Annotated in this window: 10 protein-coding genes; 7 read left to right on the top strand and 3 right to left on the bottom strand. The window is 71.5% G+C overall.

All coding sequences use genetic code 11. From position 1 onward, the window contains the following. The first annotated feature begins 86 nt into the window (after positions 1 to 86). Both ACLBX9_RS11590 and ACLBX9_RS11595 read left to right on the top strand, forming a co-directional pair. On the top strand, positions 87 to 1,955 hold the full coding sequence (locus ACLBX9_RS11590; protein WP_447719018.1) for a tetratricopeptide repeat protein: 1,869 nt from the start codon (positions 87 to 89) through the stop codon (positions 1,953 to 1,955). Positions 1,956 to 2,251: 296 nt separating this feature from the next. Continuing rightward, positions 2,252 to 3,925, top strand: coding sequence for a formate--tetrahydrofolate ligase (locus ACLBX9_RS11595; RefSeq protein ID WP_447719019.1), 1,674 nt, complete (start codon positions 2,252 to 2,254; stop codon positions 3,923 to 3,925). A 49-nt stretch (positions 3,926 to 3,974) separates the two neighbouring features. On the opposite strand, the gene ACLBX9_RS11600 is transcribed toward ACLBX9_RS11595, so the two are convergent. After that, the gene (locus tag ACLBX9_RS11600; protein WP_010685138.1) at positions 3,975 to 4,877 is read right to left on the bottom strand and encodes a YihY/virulence factor BrkB family protein; all 903 of its coding nucleotides are present in this window, start codon (positions 4,875 to 4,877) and stop codon (positions 3,975 to 3,977) included. 214 nt (positions 4,878 to 5,091) lie between these two features. Here ACLBX9_RS11600 and ACLBX9_RS11605 point away from each other — a divergent pair, with 214 nt between their 5' ends. The 4 genes from ACLBX9_RS11605 to ACLBX9_RS11620 all read left to right on the top strand — a co-directional run bounded on the left by ACLBX9_RS11605 (position 5,092) and on the right by ACLBX9_RS11620 (position 10,348). Continuing rightward, positions 5,092 to 5,982: a DMT family transporter gene (locus tag ACLBX9_RS11605; protein ID WP_447719020.1), complete on the top strand. Its 891-nt coding sequence runs from the start codon at positions 5,092 to 5,094 to the stop codon at positions 5,980 to 5,982. Positions 5,983 to 6,095: 113 nt separating this feature from the next. Beyond that, on the top strand, positions 6,096 to 7,646 hold the full coding sequence (locus ACLBX9_RS11610; RefSeq protein WP_447719021.1) for an FAD-dependent oxidoreductase: 1,551 nt from the start codon (positions 6,096 to 6,098) through the stop codon (positions 7,644 to 7,646). 193 nt (positions 7,647 to 7,839) lie between these two features. Beyond that, positions 7,840 to 8,046 carry a hypothetical protein gene (locus tag ACLBX9_RS11615; RefSeq protein WP_447719022.1) on the top strand — a complete coding sequence of 69 codons (207 nt, stop codon included), beginning with the start codon at positions 7,840 to 7,842 and terminating at the stop codon, positions 8,044 to 8,046. 619 nt (positions 8,047 to 8,665) lie between these two features. Continuing rightward, the gene (locus ACLBX9_RS11620) at positions 8,666 to 10,348 is read left to right on the top strand and encodes an acyl-CoA dehydrogenase family protein (RefSeq protein WP_010685133.1); all 1,683 of its coding nucleotides are present in this window, start codon (positions 8,666 to 8,668) and stop codon (positions 10,346 to 10,348) included. 204 nt (positions 10,349 to 10,552) lie between these two features. On the opposite strand, the gene ACLBX9_RS11625 is transcribed toward ACLBX9_RS11620, so the two are convergent. Next, on the bottom strand, positions 10,553 to 10,729 hold the full coding sequence (locus ACLBX9_RS11625; protein WP_010685132.1) for a hypothetical protein: 177 nt from the start codon (positions 10,727 to 10,729) through the stop codon (positions 10,553 to 10,555). Between the two features lie 383 nt (positions 10,730 to 11,112). Then, positions 11,113 to 12,378 (bottom strand): glycosyltransferase family 4 protein, encoded by a 1,266-nt coding sequence (locus ACLBX9_RS11630; protein WP_447719023.1) that lies wholly within the window; start codon positions 12,376 to 12,378, stop codon positions 11,113 to 11,115. A gap of 111 nt (positions 12,379 to 12,489) precedes the next feature. Here ACLBX9_RS11630 and ACLBX9_RS11635 point away from each other — a divergent pair, with 111 nt between their 5' ends. Further along, positions 12,490 to 13,776 (top strand): glycosyltransferase, encoded by a 1,287-nt coding sequence (locus tag ACLBX9_RS11635; RefSeq protein ID WP_447719024.1) that lies wholly within the window; start codon positions 12,490 to 12,492, stop codon positions 13,774 to 13,776. Positions 13,777 to 14,028: the final 252 nt, after the last annotated feature.

The following is a 14,028-nucleotide window of genomic DNA, read 5'->3' on the forward strand; positions in this document are numbered from 1 at the left end:
TGTCCCCAACGTTTTTTCGGGGACGCCCCGCCATTCTCGCGCCCGACCCCCGTGACGGGCCGGCGCCCAGGAGCCGCGATCGGTTCATGATGACATTCCGCGCCCGCCGGAGCGTTTCGGCGCTCGCCCTGCTGCTCGCCGCCGGCTTGCCGCAGACCGTCCTGGCCGCGCAGCCGAAGGAATCGACCCCGGTGCTCGATTACGAGCCCGCGGATTCGCTGGAGGGCAACTTCCTCTCGGCCTACATCGCGGGCGCGTCCCGGGACACCGCGGCGGCCGCCACCTTCTACCGCGAGGCCGTGAAGGCCGACCCGCGCAACGCGGAACTCGTCGAGCGCGCCTTCATCTCGCTGCTCGCCGACGGCGCCCTGCCGGACGCGTTCCGCACCGCCGAGAAGCTGATCGCCCGCGATCCGACCAACGGTCTCGCCAACCTCTCCCTCGGGGTGCGCCAGATCAAGGCCGGCCAGTGGGCCGCCGCCCGCCAGAATTTTTCGCGGAGCGGCCGGGGCGCGGCGACCGACCTCACCGCCACGCTGCTGACCGCCTGGTCGTACGCGGGCGCCGGTGACGGCAAGAAGGCGCTGGAGACGGTCAACAAGCTCCGGGGCGAGCGCTACTACAACACGTTCCGCGACTATCACGCCGGCCTGATCGCCTCGGTGACCGGCGACAACGCCGAGGCCGAGCGGCGCCTGAAGGCCGCCTACGAGGCCGACCGCAACACGCTGCGCATCGTCGACGCCTATGCCCGGATGGAGGCGAGCCTCGGCCGCACCGATCTGGCGATCCAGGCCTATTCCGACTTCGACCAACTCTCGCCCCGCCACCCGCTGGTGCGCGACGCCCTCGACAAGCTCAAGGACGGCAAGCCCCTCGGGCGGCTGATCACCACCGCGCAGGAAGGCGCCGCCGAGGTGCTGTACGGGCTGGGCTCCGCGGGCTCGACGCAGGGCGACGAGCTGCCCGCCGTCATCTACCTGCGTCTGGCCCTCTACCTCGCCCCCGACCACGCGCTCGCCCGGCTGACGCTCGCCGACACCCTCGACCGGATGAAGCAGCCGGAGCGCGCCAACGAGGCCTACGCGCAGATCCCGGCCAATTCCCCGCTCAAGCTCAACGCCGACATCCAGGTCGGCCTGAACCTGGAGCAGATGGGCAAGGGCGACGAGGCGCTGGAGCACCTCGACGCCACCATGAAGGCGCATCCCGACGACATCGACGTCATCACGGCCCTCGGCAACGTCCAGCGCGCCCGCAAGAAGTACGAGGAGGCCGCCGCCACCTACACCCGGGCGATCGGCCTGATCGGCGACCGGCCCCAGGCCAATTACTGGACGACCTACTATTTCCGCGGCACCGCCTACGAGCGCGCCAAGCAGTGGCCGAAGGCGGAGGCCGACCTGAAGAAGGCCCTGTCCCTGGTGCCGGCCAACCAGCCGGCCGCCAAGGCCCAGGTGATGAACTATCTCGGCTATTCCTGGGTCGACCAGAACACCAACATCGACGAGGCGTTCAAGCTGCTGCAGCAGGCCGCCGACGCGAGCCCCCGGGACGGCATGATCGTGGACAGCCTCGGCTGGGCGTATTTCCGCCTCGGCCGCTGGGACGACGCGGTGCGCGAACTGGAGAAGGCGGTCGAGCTGAAGCCGGGCGATCCGACCATCAACGACCACCTGGGCGACGCCTACTGGCGCTCCGGCCGGCGCCTGGAGGGCAAGTTCCAGTGGCAGCACGCCAAGGACCTGAACCCCGAGCCCGACGACCTCGCGCAGATCAACGCGAAGCTGAAGGACGGCCTGCCCGACATCGAGAAGCCGACCGCCACCGCCGAGACCGTGCCGGCCCCGGTGGCGGCCCCGCACAATCCGGAGAATCCGGAACTGCCCAAGGGCGCGCCCCAGCCGCACGAGGCGCCGGGCGCCGCCGACAAGGCCAAGAAGTCGGGGGGCTGATCCGACGCCCACCGGCGCCCGTTATCGCGAGCGCAGCGAAGCGACCCAGGGCGGCGCGACTTCGGTCGGCGTGGCGCTGCTGAATCGCTTCGCTCCGCTCGCAAAGACGGCTGGGCATGCTCCCTTCCGGGTCGACAAGAGTATTTTGTCCGCTCCCTCATAAAAATCGACGCGCTTTTCCCAACCGTTTGACGCACAGTGCGCAGCCGTTCGCGGGCGGTCGCCCGCGCGACCGGATATCCGCACGGCAAGAGCCGGCGGCGGGCCACGAGCCCGCGATTCAGGGAGGAACGCCCATGCCGTCAGATATCGAGATCGCCCGCGCCGCGACCCTGAAGCCGATCGGGCAGGTCGCCGAGCGGCTCGGCATCCCGGATGACGCGCTCCACAATTACGGCAAGCACATCGCCAAGATCGACCACGGCTACATCGCCGGGCTGGAGAGCCGGAAGCCCGGCAAGCTCGTGCTGGTGACGGCGATCTCCCCGACGCCGGCGGGCGAGGGCAAGACCACCACCACGGTCGGCCTCGGCGACGCCCTGAACCGCATCGGCGAGAAGACCATGATCTGCCTGCGCGAGCCCTCGCTCGGGCCGTGCTTCGGCATGAAGGGCGGCGCCGCCGGCGGCGGCAAGGCGCAGGTCGTGCCGATGGAGCAGATCAACCTGCACTTCACCGGCGACTTCCACGCCATCACGTCGGCCCACAGCCTCGCGGCCGCGCTGATCGACAACCACGTCTACTGGGCGAACGAGCTCAACATCGACGTGCGCCGGATCCACTGGCGCCGCGTCGTCGACATGAACGACCGGGCCCTGCGCGCGATCAACCAGTCGCTCGGCGGCGTCGCCAACGGCTTCCCCCGGGAGGACGGGTTCGACATCACGGTCGCCTCCGAGGTGATGGCGGTGTTCTGCCTCGCCAAGGACTTGGCCGACCTAGAGGAGCGCCTCGGCCGGATCGTCATCGCCGAGACCCGCGACCGCAAGCTCGTCACCCTCAAGGACGTGAAGGCCACCGGCGCCATGACGGTGCTGCTCAAGGACGCCCTGCAGCCGAACCTCGTGCAGACGCTCGAAGGCAACCCGGCGCTGATCCACGGCGGCCCCTTCGCCAACATCGCCCATGGCTGCAACTCGGTGATCGCCACGCGGGCCGGCCTGCGGCTCGCCGACTACACGGTGACGGAGGCCGGCTTCGGCGCCGATCTGGGTGCGGAGAAGTTTCTGGACATCAAGTGCCGGCAGGCGGGCCTGACCCCGTCGGCCGTGGTGGTCGTGGCCACGATCCGCGCCCTCAAGATGCACGGTGGCGTCGATAAGAAGAACCTCGGGGGCGAGAACATCGAGGCCCTGGAGAAGGGCTTTGCGAATCTCGCCCGGCACGTGACCAACCTGCGCGGCTTCGGCCTGCCGGTGGTGGTCGGCGTCAACCACTTCCATGCCGACACCGACGCCGAGCACGCCAAGCTGAAGGAGCTGTGCCGCGAGCGGCTCGACGTGGAGGCGATCACCTGCCGCCACTGGGCCGAGGGCGGGGCCGGCGCCGAGGAACTCGCCCGCGCGGTGGTGAAGCTCAGCCAGGCCGAGCCGGCGCCGATCCGCCACGCCTACGAGACGGAGACGCGCCTGACCGACAAGATCCGGGCGATCGCCACCAAGCTCTACGGCGCCGCCGACATCCAGATCGAGACCAAGGCGGCCGGCAAGCTCGCAACCTTCGAGAAGGACGGCTACGGCCATCTGCCGATCTGCATGGCCAAGACCCAGTACTCGTTCTCCACCGACCCGACCCTGATGGGGGCGCCGGAGGGCCACATCGTCGGCGTGCGCGACGTCCGGCTGTCGGCCGGCGCGGGCTTCGTGGTGGTGATCTGCGGGGAGATCATGACCATGCCGGGCCTGCCGCGCGTGCCGGCCGCCGACACGATCCGGCTGGACGCCAACGGCCAGATCGACGGGCTGTTCTGAGGGGCGGCCGCCCCGGGGCGGGCTCGCGGAGATCCCTGGTCCTGCGCGGTCAGGGGCCCGAGCCCGTCCACTTCCCCTCCCTCTCGGCCCGCCGCGCCAGCATCTTGGCCTGCAGGCGGCTGCGGCGGGCGGCGATCACCGTGCCGTTGATCTCGCCGCCGAACAGGAACATGGCGGCGAGCCAGTAGAGGAACACCAGGAACACCATCGCGGTGGCCAGACCCCCGTAGGTCGACGCGTAGGCGTTCGAGAACCGGTCGAGGTAGTAGCCGAAGCCGAGGCCCGCGAAGAACCACAGCACCAGCGTCACCCCGATCCCCGGCAGCACCGACAGGATCGAGCGGCGCCCGGCGGCGACGAACTTGTGGGCGATCACCAGGACGACGGCGAGGAGCAGGGCCGTGATGGCGATGCGCCCGATCGCCACCGTGAGGCTCAGGGGCTCCAGTCCCGGCGCCACCAGCACGACGTTGCGCCAGATCAGCGGTCCCAGCACCACCAGCAGCGCGAAGGCCAGCATGGCGAAGGCGCCGCAGATGACGTAGCCGATCGATTCGAGCCGGGTCAGCCACCAGGGCCGGCTCTCGCGCAGCCCGTAGGCCCGGTTCAGGCCGACCCGCAGGCTCTCGACCCCCGAGGAGGAGAAGTACAGGGCAAACAGCGCGCCCAGCGTCAGCACGCCGCTGCGCTGCTCGGTGAGCACCCGGTGCACCTCGCCGACGATCGGCTTGGCGATCTCGCGGGGCCACGCGTCGAAGATCAGCACGCCGGCCTCGTCGGCCAGCGACTGCGTGCCGAACAGGCCGGCGAGCGCCGCCAGCAGGATCAGGAACGGGAACAGCGACGTCAGGGTCGAGAGCGCGATGTGGCTCGCGATCGCCCAGCCGTCGTGGGAGACGAAGCGCTGCGCGGCGAGGCCGGCGACCTGAAGTCCACTGCGGAGGGGATTCACGGGTGGTCAACGATCCTCGTGACGAAGCGGCTCGCCGATGAACGGCGCCGGGACCCGCCCGTCAACGCCGCCGGCCCGATCCGGTCCCGATCGGGTTTTGATCGCCGGCCAGTGACGCGCCGGCGCCACGCCGGGCGCCTGCCGCCCTAGCCGGCCGGCCGGAGGGCCTGATCGCCGTTGCGACTCGCCGGTCCGATGCTCCTTAGATACCGCCATGCCTGACCCCGCCCGCCCGCCGAGCCTCGCGTCCAGCGCCCTGCCGGCGCTGTTCATCCCGATCTGGGCGACCGGCTTCATCTCCGCCCGGGCGGTGGTGCCGCACGCGGACCCGCTGGCCTTCACGGCCGTCCGCTTCACCGCCGTCGCCCTGGTGCTGGCCGGCATCGCCACGGCCTCCCGGGTGCGCTGGCCCGGGGACCGGGCGGGCTGGCGCGACCCCGTCATCGCGGGCTTCCTGATGCAGGGCGTCTACCTGTCGGGGGTGTTCTGGGCGGTGAGCCACGGGCTGCCGGCCGGCATCGCGGCCCTCGTCGGCAGCCTCCAGCCGCTGCTGACCGCGCTGCTGGCGCGGCCGCTGCTGGGCGAGCGCGTCAGCGGGCGGCGGGCGCTCGGCATCCTCCTGGGCTTTGCCGGCACGGCCCTGGTCCTCGCCCCGAAGCTCGGCGCCACGGACCCGTCCGGGATCCCGCCGGAAGCGCTCGCGATCAGTCTCCTGGCGGTGCTCGCCCTGACGTTCGGCACCCTCTGGCAGAAGCGCACCGGCGGCCGGGGCGACCTGCTGGCCGGCGCGACGCTGCAATTCGTCGGGGGCATGGCCTGCGCGATCCCGCTGGCGCTGGCCTTCGGCAGCACGGCCTACGACCCGGCCCCGGCCCTGTGGCTCGGTCTCGCCTGGGCGGTGCTGGTCAACTCGGTGGCGGGGATCCTGCTGCTGCTGGTGCTGATCCGGCGGGGGGCGGTGGCGGGCGTCGCCGCGCTGTTCTTCCTCGTGCCGCCGGTGGCGGCCCTCCTCGGCTACCTGCTGTTCGGCGAGGTTCTGACGCCGGTGCAGGGCGCCGGCATGGCGCTCGCCGCCCTCGGAGTCGCGGTCGCCAGCCGGGGCTGAGCCGCGGCGGCGCGGCGCCGGCCCTGCGACCGAAGGCCCGGAAACCCTTCCGGTCCTCGCGGTTTGGTGCGCGCGGGCCGCGACGGTCCGGGCCGGCAGCGGGCGAGGCGATCATGAACCAGGATAAGCCCCGCGAGGTCCGCCTCGCCCTCGACGCCATCCCGCTCGGCGGGAAAGCCGAGGGCAAGGCCGGCGAGGAGGCGGTGCTGTTCGTGCGCGATGCGGACGGCGTGCGCGCCTTCCAGGCCAAGTGCCCGCATCTCGGCGCCCCCCTCGCCAAGGGCGAGATCTGCGGCGGCCGGCTGTACTGCCCCTGGCACAAGGCGGCGTTCTCCCTGGCCGACGGTGCCCTGGAGGAGCCTCCGGCCCTCGCGGCGCTCACCCGCTACCCCGTCCGGATCGAGGGCGGCGAGGCGGTGGCCACGCTCGCCCCCGAGCCCGCTCCGGCCAGGCGCGCCGAGACGCCCGTCGGCCATGTCCTGATCGTCGGCACCGGCGCGGCGGCGGTCGCCTGCGTCACCACGCTCCGGCGCGAGGGCTACTCCGGCGCCATCACCATGGTCGGCCGCGAGGCGCACCCGCCCTACGACCGGACCAAGCTGTCCAAGCAGTTCCTCGCCAAGCCGACCCCGCCGGAAAAGACCCTGCTGGAGCCGGATTTCTCCACCGCCCACCGGGTGGAGCGGCTCAAGGCCGAGGCGAGCCGGATCGACCCGGCCGCCCGCAGCGTGACCCTGGCGGACGGACGCGTGCTCACCGGCGACGCCCTGCTGATCGCCACCGGCAGCCGCGCCGTGGTGCCGGATTTCGAAGGGGCCCGCCTCGACGGCGTGATGACCCTGCGCAGCCTCGACGACGCGGTCCGGCTCAGCGAGGCGGCGGGCGCGGCCGAACGGGTGGTGGTGATCGGCGCGGGCTTCATCGGCCTGGAGGCCGCCGCCTTCCTGACCAAGCGCGGCCTGTCGGTGACGGTCCTGTCCCGCGAGGAGATTCCCTTCGCCAAGCGCTTCGGCGAAGCCGTGGGCGCGGCCTTGAAGCGCTACCATGCCGGCACCGGCGTGACCTTCGTCACCGGCGCGGTCGCGCGGATCGCCGGCACCGGCTCCGTCGCGGCGGTCGAGACCGCGGACGGCACGCGGCTGCCGGCCGACCTCGTGCTGATCGGCGCCGGCGCCGCGCCGGAGACCGGGATCGTGGCGGGCGTCGAGCCTGACGAGCACGGCGGCCTCCCGGTGGGCGCCGACCTGAAGCTCGCCGACAACGTCTGGGTCGCGGGCGACATCGCGGCCTTTCCCGAGCGCGGCAGCGGCGTCACGGCCCGGATCGAGCACTGGCGGCTGGCGCAGCAGCACGGGACGCACGCGGCCCGGGCGATCCTGGGCGCAACCGGCGGCTTTTCCGGCGCGCCGTTCTTCTGGAGCAACCAGGGGGACAAGCGACTCGATTACGGCGGCTACGCGCCGGGTTTCGAGCGGATCATCCTGCAGGGCGACCCGGAGGCGCTGGACTTCATCGCCTACTACGTCCGCGAGAACCGGGCGGTGGCCGCCTGCAGCATCGGGCGCAACCCGGCCTTCACGGCCTTCCTGCACCTGCTGGGCGAGGATCGGGTGCCGAGCCCTGACGTGATCGAGTCGGGCGCCGATCTCGCCGCGCTGGTGTGACGCACGCCGTCATCGCGTGCAGTGAAGCGACCCGGAGATGCGCGACGCTTCCGAACGCAGCGCTGCCCTGGCTCGCTGCCCTCCGGTCGCAAAGACCCAGTCTCCGGGCCGATGGAACCAGCCCCAGGACTTTCATCTTTCGGTAGACGCCGCCCGCCGTCTCGAGAGCCGGGCCCGACTCACGGGAGGCCCCATGAATTCGATCGTCGTCGTCGCCCTCATCTGCGCCGCCACCGTCCAGGCGCCGGACTGCTCCCGCGAAACCGCCATCGACGTGGTCACCGGCCCGGCCCACACGCTCCAGGAATGCCTCGTGCAGGGGCCGGTGCTGGCGGCCAATTCCGGGTTCAAGGGCGAGGACGGGGCCTATGTGAAGACGCGCTGCGAACAGAAGCGCTGAGCGGTCGGACGTGACCCGTCCGTCGATCGAAGCCGGCGATCTCCCAATCACCACCGCATCCTCAGGTGCCCGCGTCAGCGGGCCTCGAAGGAGAGCTCCAGGGCTAGAAATTGGACACCGTGCGATTTTCGTCGCCCGTTCGGGCGGATGGCTCAACTCCCACTCTATCGACGCATCGCAGCCGCTTCCCTCCGTCATTCCGGGGCCGCGCAGCGGAGCCCGGAAATCCAGACCCGCCACCGCGCCAAGACTCTGCACCAACAGCGGTTCTGGATTGCCCGCCTCCGGCGTGCCCTCCGGGTCCGGGCTCGCCTGCGGCGCCCCTGAATGACGGGTCGGATCCCTGGTCGTAGCCATCGAGACACAGACGGGTTTTCTGAAGCGCCTCATCGTAAGGCTCCAGGATCGCGCGGCTCTTGGAGGGCTCCTTCGAGGCCTCCGCTGCGCTCCGGCACCTCAGAATGAGGTTGAAATTTGGACCTCCCAAGTCGAACGGGTTCTCGCCAAGTCGTCGCGTCTTCAACTTCAGTTCAAGACGCCACAAACGAAATCTGCTTCGGCTCCGCGCCCGAACAGGTTAAAAGACACGATCCAATAAAACGCCACGCGAGCTGAACGCATGTCCGCATCCCCCGCCATCCAGACCGAACCGCAGGATCTCGTCTCCCTGACCAAGTCCGCCGGCGAGAGCGCCAAGGCCCTCGCCGCGGAGGCCACCCGCCGGGTCCGGACGCGGATCCTCGGCACGGACGGGCGCGTCGATGCGGCCAAGCTCGAAGGGCAGCAGCACGCCGCCCACGGCCTCGCGTGGCTCGCGACCTACGCCGAGGCCATCGCCGAACTCGGCGGCTATGCCGAGCGCCTCCAGGCGGAGGGCCGGTTCGGCGAGACGGAGTCGCTCCTCGTGCGGATCGGCGCCGGCGAGTACCTCGACCAGCTGTTCTCCGGCATCCCGATGAGCCAGGGCGAGATGGTCCGGCCCACCGGCTCCCTCGGGCTCACCGCCAAGGAGGTGGCCTCCTACCGCACCGACGCCGTCGAGACCCTGATCGCCGAGGGCAACACCCCGGAGAACCGCGCCGCCCTGGTCGCCCAGATGCGCGACGGCAGCGGCTCGGCCACGGTCGGCGCCTCGGGCCTCGACGAGGACATGGAGGCGATCCGCTCCGAGATGCGCCGCTTCGGCAAGGCCGAGGTGGTCGATCAGGCGCACGAGTGGCACCTGAAGAACGCCTACATCCCGATGGAGATCGTGCAGAAGATGGCCGAGCTCGGCGTCTTCGGGCTGACGATCCCCGAGGAATACGGCGGCATGGGCCTGCCCAAGACCGCCATGTGCGTGGTCTCGGAGGAATTGTCCCGCGCCTATATCGGCGTCGGCTCGCTCGGCACCCGCTCGGAGATCGCCGCGGAGCTGATCCTGTGCGGCGGCACCGAGGAGCAGAAGCAGCGCTTCCTGCCGAAGATCGCCTCGGGCGACATCCTGCCCACCGCCGTCTTCACCGAGCCGAACACCGGCTCCGACCTCGCGAGCTTGCGCACGCGCGCGGTCAAGGACGGCGATGTCTGGAAAATAACCGGCAACAAGACTTGGATCACCCACCCGGTCCGCGCCGACATCATGACAGTGCTGGTGCGCACCAAGCCCGAGGAGAAGGGCCACAAGGGCCTCTCCATGCTCATCGCCGAGAAGCCGCGCGGGACGGATGAGGATCCCTTCCCCGTGCAGGGTCTGTCGGGGGGCGAGATCGAGGTGCTCGGCTACCGCGGCATGAAGGAGTACGAGCTGGCCTTCGAGGGGCTGGAGGTGCCGGCCGCCAACCTGCTCGGCGAGGTCGAGGGCAAGGGCTTCGCCCAGCTGATGCAGACCTTCGAATCGGCCCGCATCCAGACCGCGGCGCGCGCCATCGGCGTCGCCCAGTCGGCCCTCGACGTGGGGCTGCGCTACGCCGAGGAGCGGGTCCAGTTCGGCAAGCCGCTGGTCAGCTTCCCGCGGGTCGCCGACAAGCTCGCCATGATGGCGGTGGAGATCAACATCGCCCGCCAGCTCACCTACTTCTCGGCTCGCGAGAAGGACGAGGGCAAGCGCTGCGACCTCGAGGCCGGGATGGCGAAGCTGCTGGGCGCCCGCGTCGCCTGGGCGGCGGCCGACAACGCCCTGCAGATCCACGGCGGCAACGGCTTCGCGCTGGAATACCCGGTGAGCCGGATCCTGTGCGACGCCCGCATCCTCTCGATCTTCGAGGGCGCGGCGGAGATCCAGGCCCAGGTGATCGCTCGCCGGTTACTCGAAGCCGCCTGATCAGTCGGACGGTTCACAGAGCCATCCGCGCGCTTTCCCCTCCCCCCCCTCGCGGGGAGGGGCCAGGGATGGGGGTGGTCCAGAAGGCACCGCTCCGCCCGATCCTGCTCTAACCCCCATCTCCGGCTCCTCCCCACAAGGGGAGAAGAGAGCGTTTCTCCGGTCGGCAGGTGACGGGCTCAGCCCCCTGGCGGAGGCCAACCCCTACTTGGTGATCTTCACCGAGACCGGGTCGCTCGACGGAAACGTCTCCTCCAGGGCGTCGTCCAGGCGCTCGTTGAGCTTCTCCTGCTTGTTGTCGGGGTGCTTGTCGTCGCCCGGCTTGGCGCTGCCCTGCTGGAAGCCCGGCTTGGTCTCGTTCGGCTTGTGGTCGTCGGCCATGTCTCACGCTCGTCCGTGACGGGGGCACGCAAGGGTGCTGGTGGGCATCAACGCGAGGGAGGGCCGGTGTTTCCGATCTTTCCGGGTCGAGATGTCCCCTCCGTCATCGCGCGCGCAGCGAAGCGGCCGCGTCACACAGGATCCGACGGTGTCCTGGACTCCGGCGATCCCACCCATCCCCCCTCATCCTGAGGTGCTGCGCAGCCGCCTCGAAGGAGCCCTCCAGGGAACGCGCGCCGGCTGGAGGGCTCCTTCGAGGCCTCCGCTGCGCTCCGGCACCTCAGGATGAGGGGGAGGGGTGGGAGAGCTGGTCCAGGGCTTCCCTGGCTTGTGTCGCGGACCCTGTGCAATGCCATCGCGCACGGCTCTGACCGGCGTGGGTGTCACGCGGTGGCGAGCGGCCGCCTGGCCCGCGCGGCAGCTGGCCCGCGCGCGGACGCCTCGCGCATCACGGTCTCGTAGACCCCTTCGAGCCGGTCCAGATGCGCATCGAGGGTCAGCGGCGCCGCCCAGTAGCGGTCGTGGGCGGCGCGGCCCATCCGGGCGGCGAGCCCGTCCTCCGACAGGCGGCGCAGATGCGCGGCCAGCGCCTCCGAGTCGCCCGAGCGGAACCAGAACCCGGTCTCGCCGTCGACCACCGCCTCCCGACCCGCGCAGGCATCGCTGACGATCACCGGCGTGCCGCAGGCCAGCGCCTCGTAGACGGTGAGCGGCTGGCCCTCGTACCAGACGCTCGGGAAGACCAGCGCCCGGGCCTGCCGCATCAGCGCCTGCACGCCCGCGGCGTCGCGCCAGCCGAGCATCACCGCCTCCGGGTAGCGCGCGGCGAGCTCGGCCCGCTGGGGGCCGTCGCCCACGAAGACCGCGCGTGCGCCCGCCCGCCGGGCCGCCTCGGCGAAGATCGGCGCGCCCTTCTCGGTGGAGATCCGCCCGACGAACAGGAAGTCGCCCGGCGGCTCGTCCCGAACCGGCGCCCGCGCCACGGCGATCGGGTTGTCGACCCGGTGGAACGCGGTGCCCGGCGGCATCAGCGGCCGCACGACGCCCTCCTGCAGGTCGCTGATCGTGATGACGTGGGCGAACAGCTCCGGCAGCCGGGCCACCTGGGTGAGGCCGGCATGGCGGATCATCCGGGCGACCTTGCGCGGATAGCTGCGGGCGTCGCAGTTCGCCACGACGCAGGCGGCCGACATGGGCCGCCGGTGGCAGATCCGCTGCTCCGGGTAGGCGTAGAAGCCGCCGGTCGGGCAGACCAGGAAGAACTCGTGCATCGTGTAGAGGCAGGGCAGGCCCGAGGCGCGGAGCGCCGGGCCGATCGCGGGCGAGAGCGCCTTGGCGAAGGCATGGACGTGGACCAGCGTGTCGCGGGGATCGCAGGCAGCGAGTTCCCGCGCCAGCGCCCGGCCCGCCGCCCCGTTCCAGATCGCCTGCGCGGCGAAGGCCAGTTTGCTGCGCGCCGTGGTGACGTCGTCCTGATCCAGGCAGACCACCCGGATGCCGGCGGGCTCCAGCCGCGGATCCACGGGTCCCACCGCGGCGAACAGGCTCACGCGCACGCCGCGGGCGGCGAGGCCGAGGGCCGACTCGATGGCGACCTTGGCCTGGCCGCCGTTGATGGCGGCGTGGTCTGCGACGAGGACGACGTGCACGTCAGGGACTCCGCCGCTGTGATCCGGGACCGAAGTCAGTAACAGCCGGCGGTTGATCCCCCGTAAACCGGTCTCCGCCATGCTCCCTCGGTCGAAGGCCGGGGGAGCCGCATGCACGTCGTGATCCTGGCCGAGTTCGCGGCCGCCAGCGGCGGCGCCGAGAAGGTCGCCCTCGAATCGGCCCGCGGGCTCGCCGAGGCGGGCGTCGCGGTGACCTACATCCAGGCGATCGCCGGCCCCGCCGACCCGATGCTGGACCATGCCGGCATCCGGCGGGTCGTGCTCGACCTGCCCGACATCTGGTCGCTCGGCGGGGCCCGGGCGGCGGCGGCCGGCCTCTGGCACGCGGCGGCGGCCCGCGGCCTCGCCGCCGCGCTCGGCGGATTGCCGACGCGGCCCGACGTCATCCACCTGCACCAGTGGACCCGCGCCCTGTCGCCGGCGGTCTTCCCGATCCTCGCGGCAGCGGGCGCGCCGCTGGTCGTGACCCTGCACGATTACGCCCTGGCCTGCCCGAACGGCGTCTACTACCGCTTCGACCGGGCCGAGCCCTGCGGGCGCGTACCCCTGTCGGCGGCCTGCCTCGCGGCGCCCTGCGACCCGCGCAGCCGCGCCCACAAGCTCGTGCGCGTCGCCCGCGCGGTGACGCTGCGGCGGGTGCTGAGGGGCCGCCCGCTCCACGTCGTCCACGTCTGCGACGCGAGCCGCCGTCTCGTCGCGGAGCGGATGGGCGACCTCCTGGGCGGCGATGCGGTCACCCATCACCGCGTCGACAACCCGGTCCGGGTCGCGGACGGGCCGCCGGCCGCGCCGGCGGGGGGCGACGCGGTCGCGTATGTCGGACGCCTGACCCGGGAGAAGGGCGCCGATCTCGTGGCCGACGCGGCCAGGGCCGCCGGCCTGACCGCCCTGTTCATCGGCGCCGGCCCGCTGGAGGCTGAGCTGCGCGGCCGGCCCGGGGTCGAGGTGGTGGGCTGGCAGGCGCCCGAGGCGGTCTGGGCGATGCTGCGCACCCGCGCGCGGGCCCTGGCCGCCCCGTCGCGCTGGTATGAGACCGGCCCGCTCACCGTCTACGAGGCGCTGGCGGCCGGGATCCCGGTGGTGGCCTCCGACCGCTCGGGCGCCGCCGAGAAGGTCCGGCACGGCCAGACCGGCTTCGTCGTCGCCCCGGAGGTAGCGCCGCTGGCGGACGCGTTCGCAGCCCTGCGGGACGACGCCCGGACCCGCACCCTCGGTGCCGAAGCCCGGCGCCGTTTCCGTGCGGAGCCGATGACGCTCGCCGTGCACGCGGCGGCGCTGCAGGCCCTCTATATCGGCCTCGCCCGGTCGGATCTTGGTGCGTCGCAACATGCGCGACCCGCGCCGCGCCCGCACAGTCCCGGAATCGAACCCGCCTGAGCGTCAGCGAACAGAATACAATATCCTTTGCCTGTCCTCTGGACATCGAGAAATAATTTTGTAAACCCAGCCCGCGTCGCGAATGTCGGCCCGCGAGCCGCCAATATCTGGCAGAGCTTGAGCGTGAGCGATTCGCAGGCGGCCGAGTCTGCCGGGGACTGTACGGAACCTTGGCACCGGCATTTTATCGGGTCCTACCCATCCGGCATCGACCCCGAAACATGCACTTGACTTCTTGTTGCAGTGCAACAT

This window comes from Methylobacterium sp. A49B, from assembly GCF_053346215.1.

Bases quoted from the DNA above. Each gene is read 5' to 3' on its own strand.
- ACLBX9_RS11590 (WP_447719018.1), top strand. From the start codon at position 87: ATGATGACATTCCGCGCCCGCCGGAGCGTTTCGGCGCTCGCCCTGCTG.
- ACLBX9_RS11595 (WP_447719019.1), top strand. From the start codon at position 2,252: ATGCCGTCAGATATCGAGATCGCCCGCGCCGCGACCCTGAAGCCGATC.
- ACLBX9_RS11605 (WP_447719020.1), top strand. From the start codon at position 5,092: ATGCCTGACCCCGCCCGCCCGCCGAGCCTCGCGTCCAGCGCCCTGCCG.
- ACLBX9_RS11610 (WP_447719021.1), top strand. From the start codon at position 6,096: ATGAACCAGGATAAGCCCCGCGAGGTCCGCCTCGCCCTCGACGCCATC.
- ACLBX9_RS11615 (WP_447719022.1), top strand. From the start codon at position 7,840: ATGAATTCGATCGTCGTCGTCGCCCTCATCTGCGCCGCCACCGTCCAG.
- ACLBX9_RS11620 (WP_010685133.1), top strand. From the start codon at position 8,666: ATGTCCGCATCCCCCGCCATCCAGACCGAACCGCAGGATCTCGTCTCC.
- ACLBX9_RS11625 (WP_010685132.1), bottom strand. From the start codon at position 10,729: ATGGCCGACGACCACAAGCCGAACGAGACCAAGCCGGGCTTCCAGCAG.
- ACLBX9_RS11635 (WP_447719024.1), top strand. From the start codon at position 12,490: ATGCACGTCGTGATCCTGGCCGAGTTCGCGGCCGCCAGCGGCGGCGCC.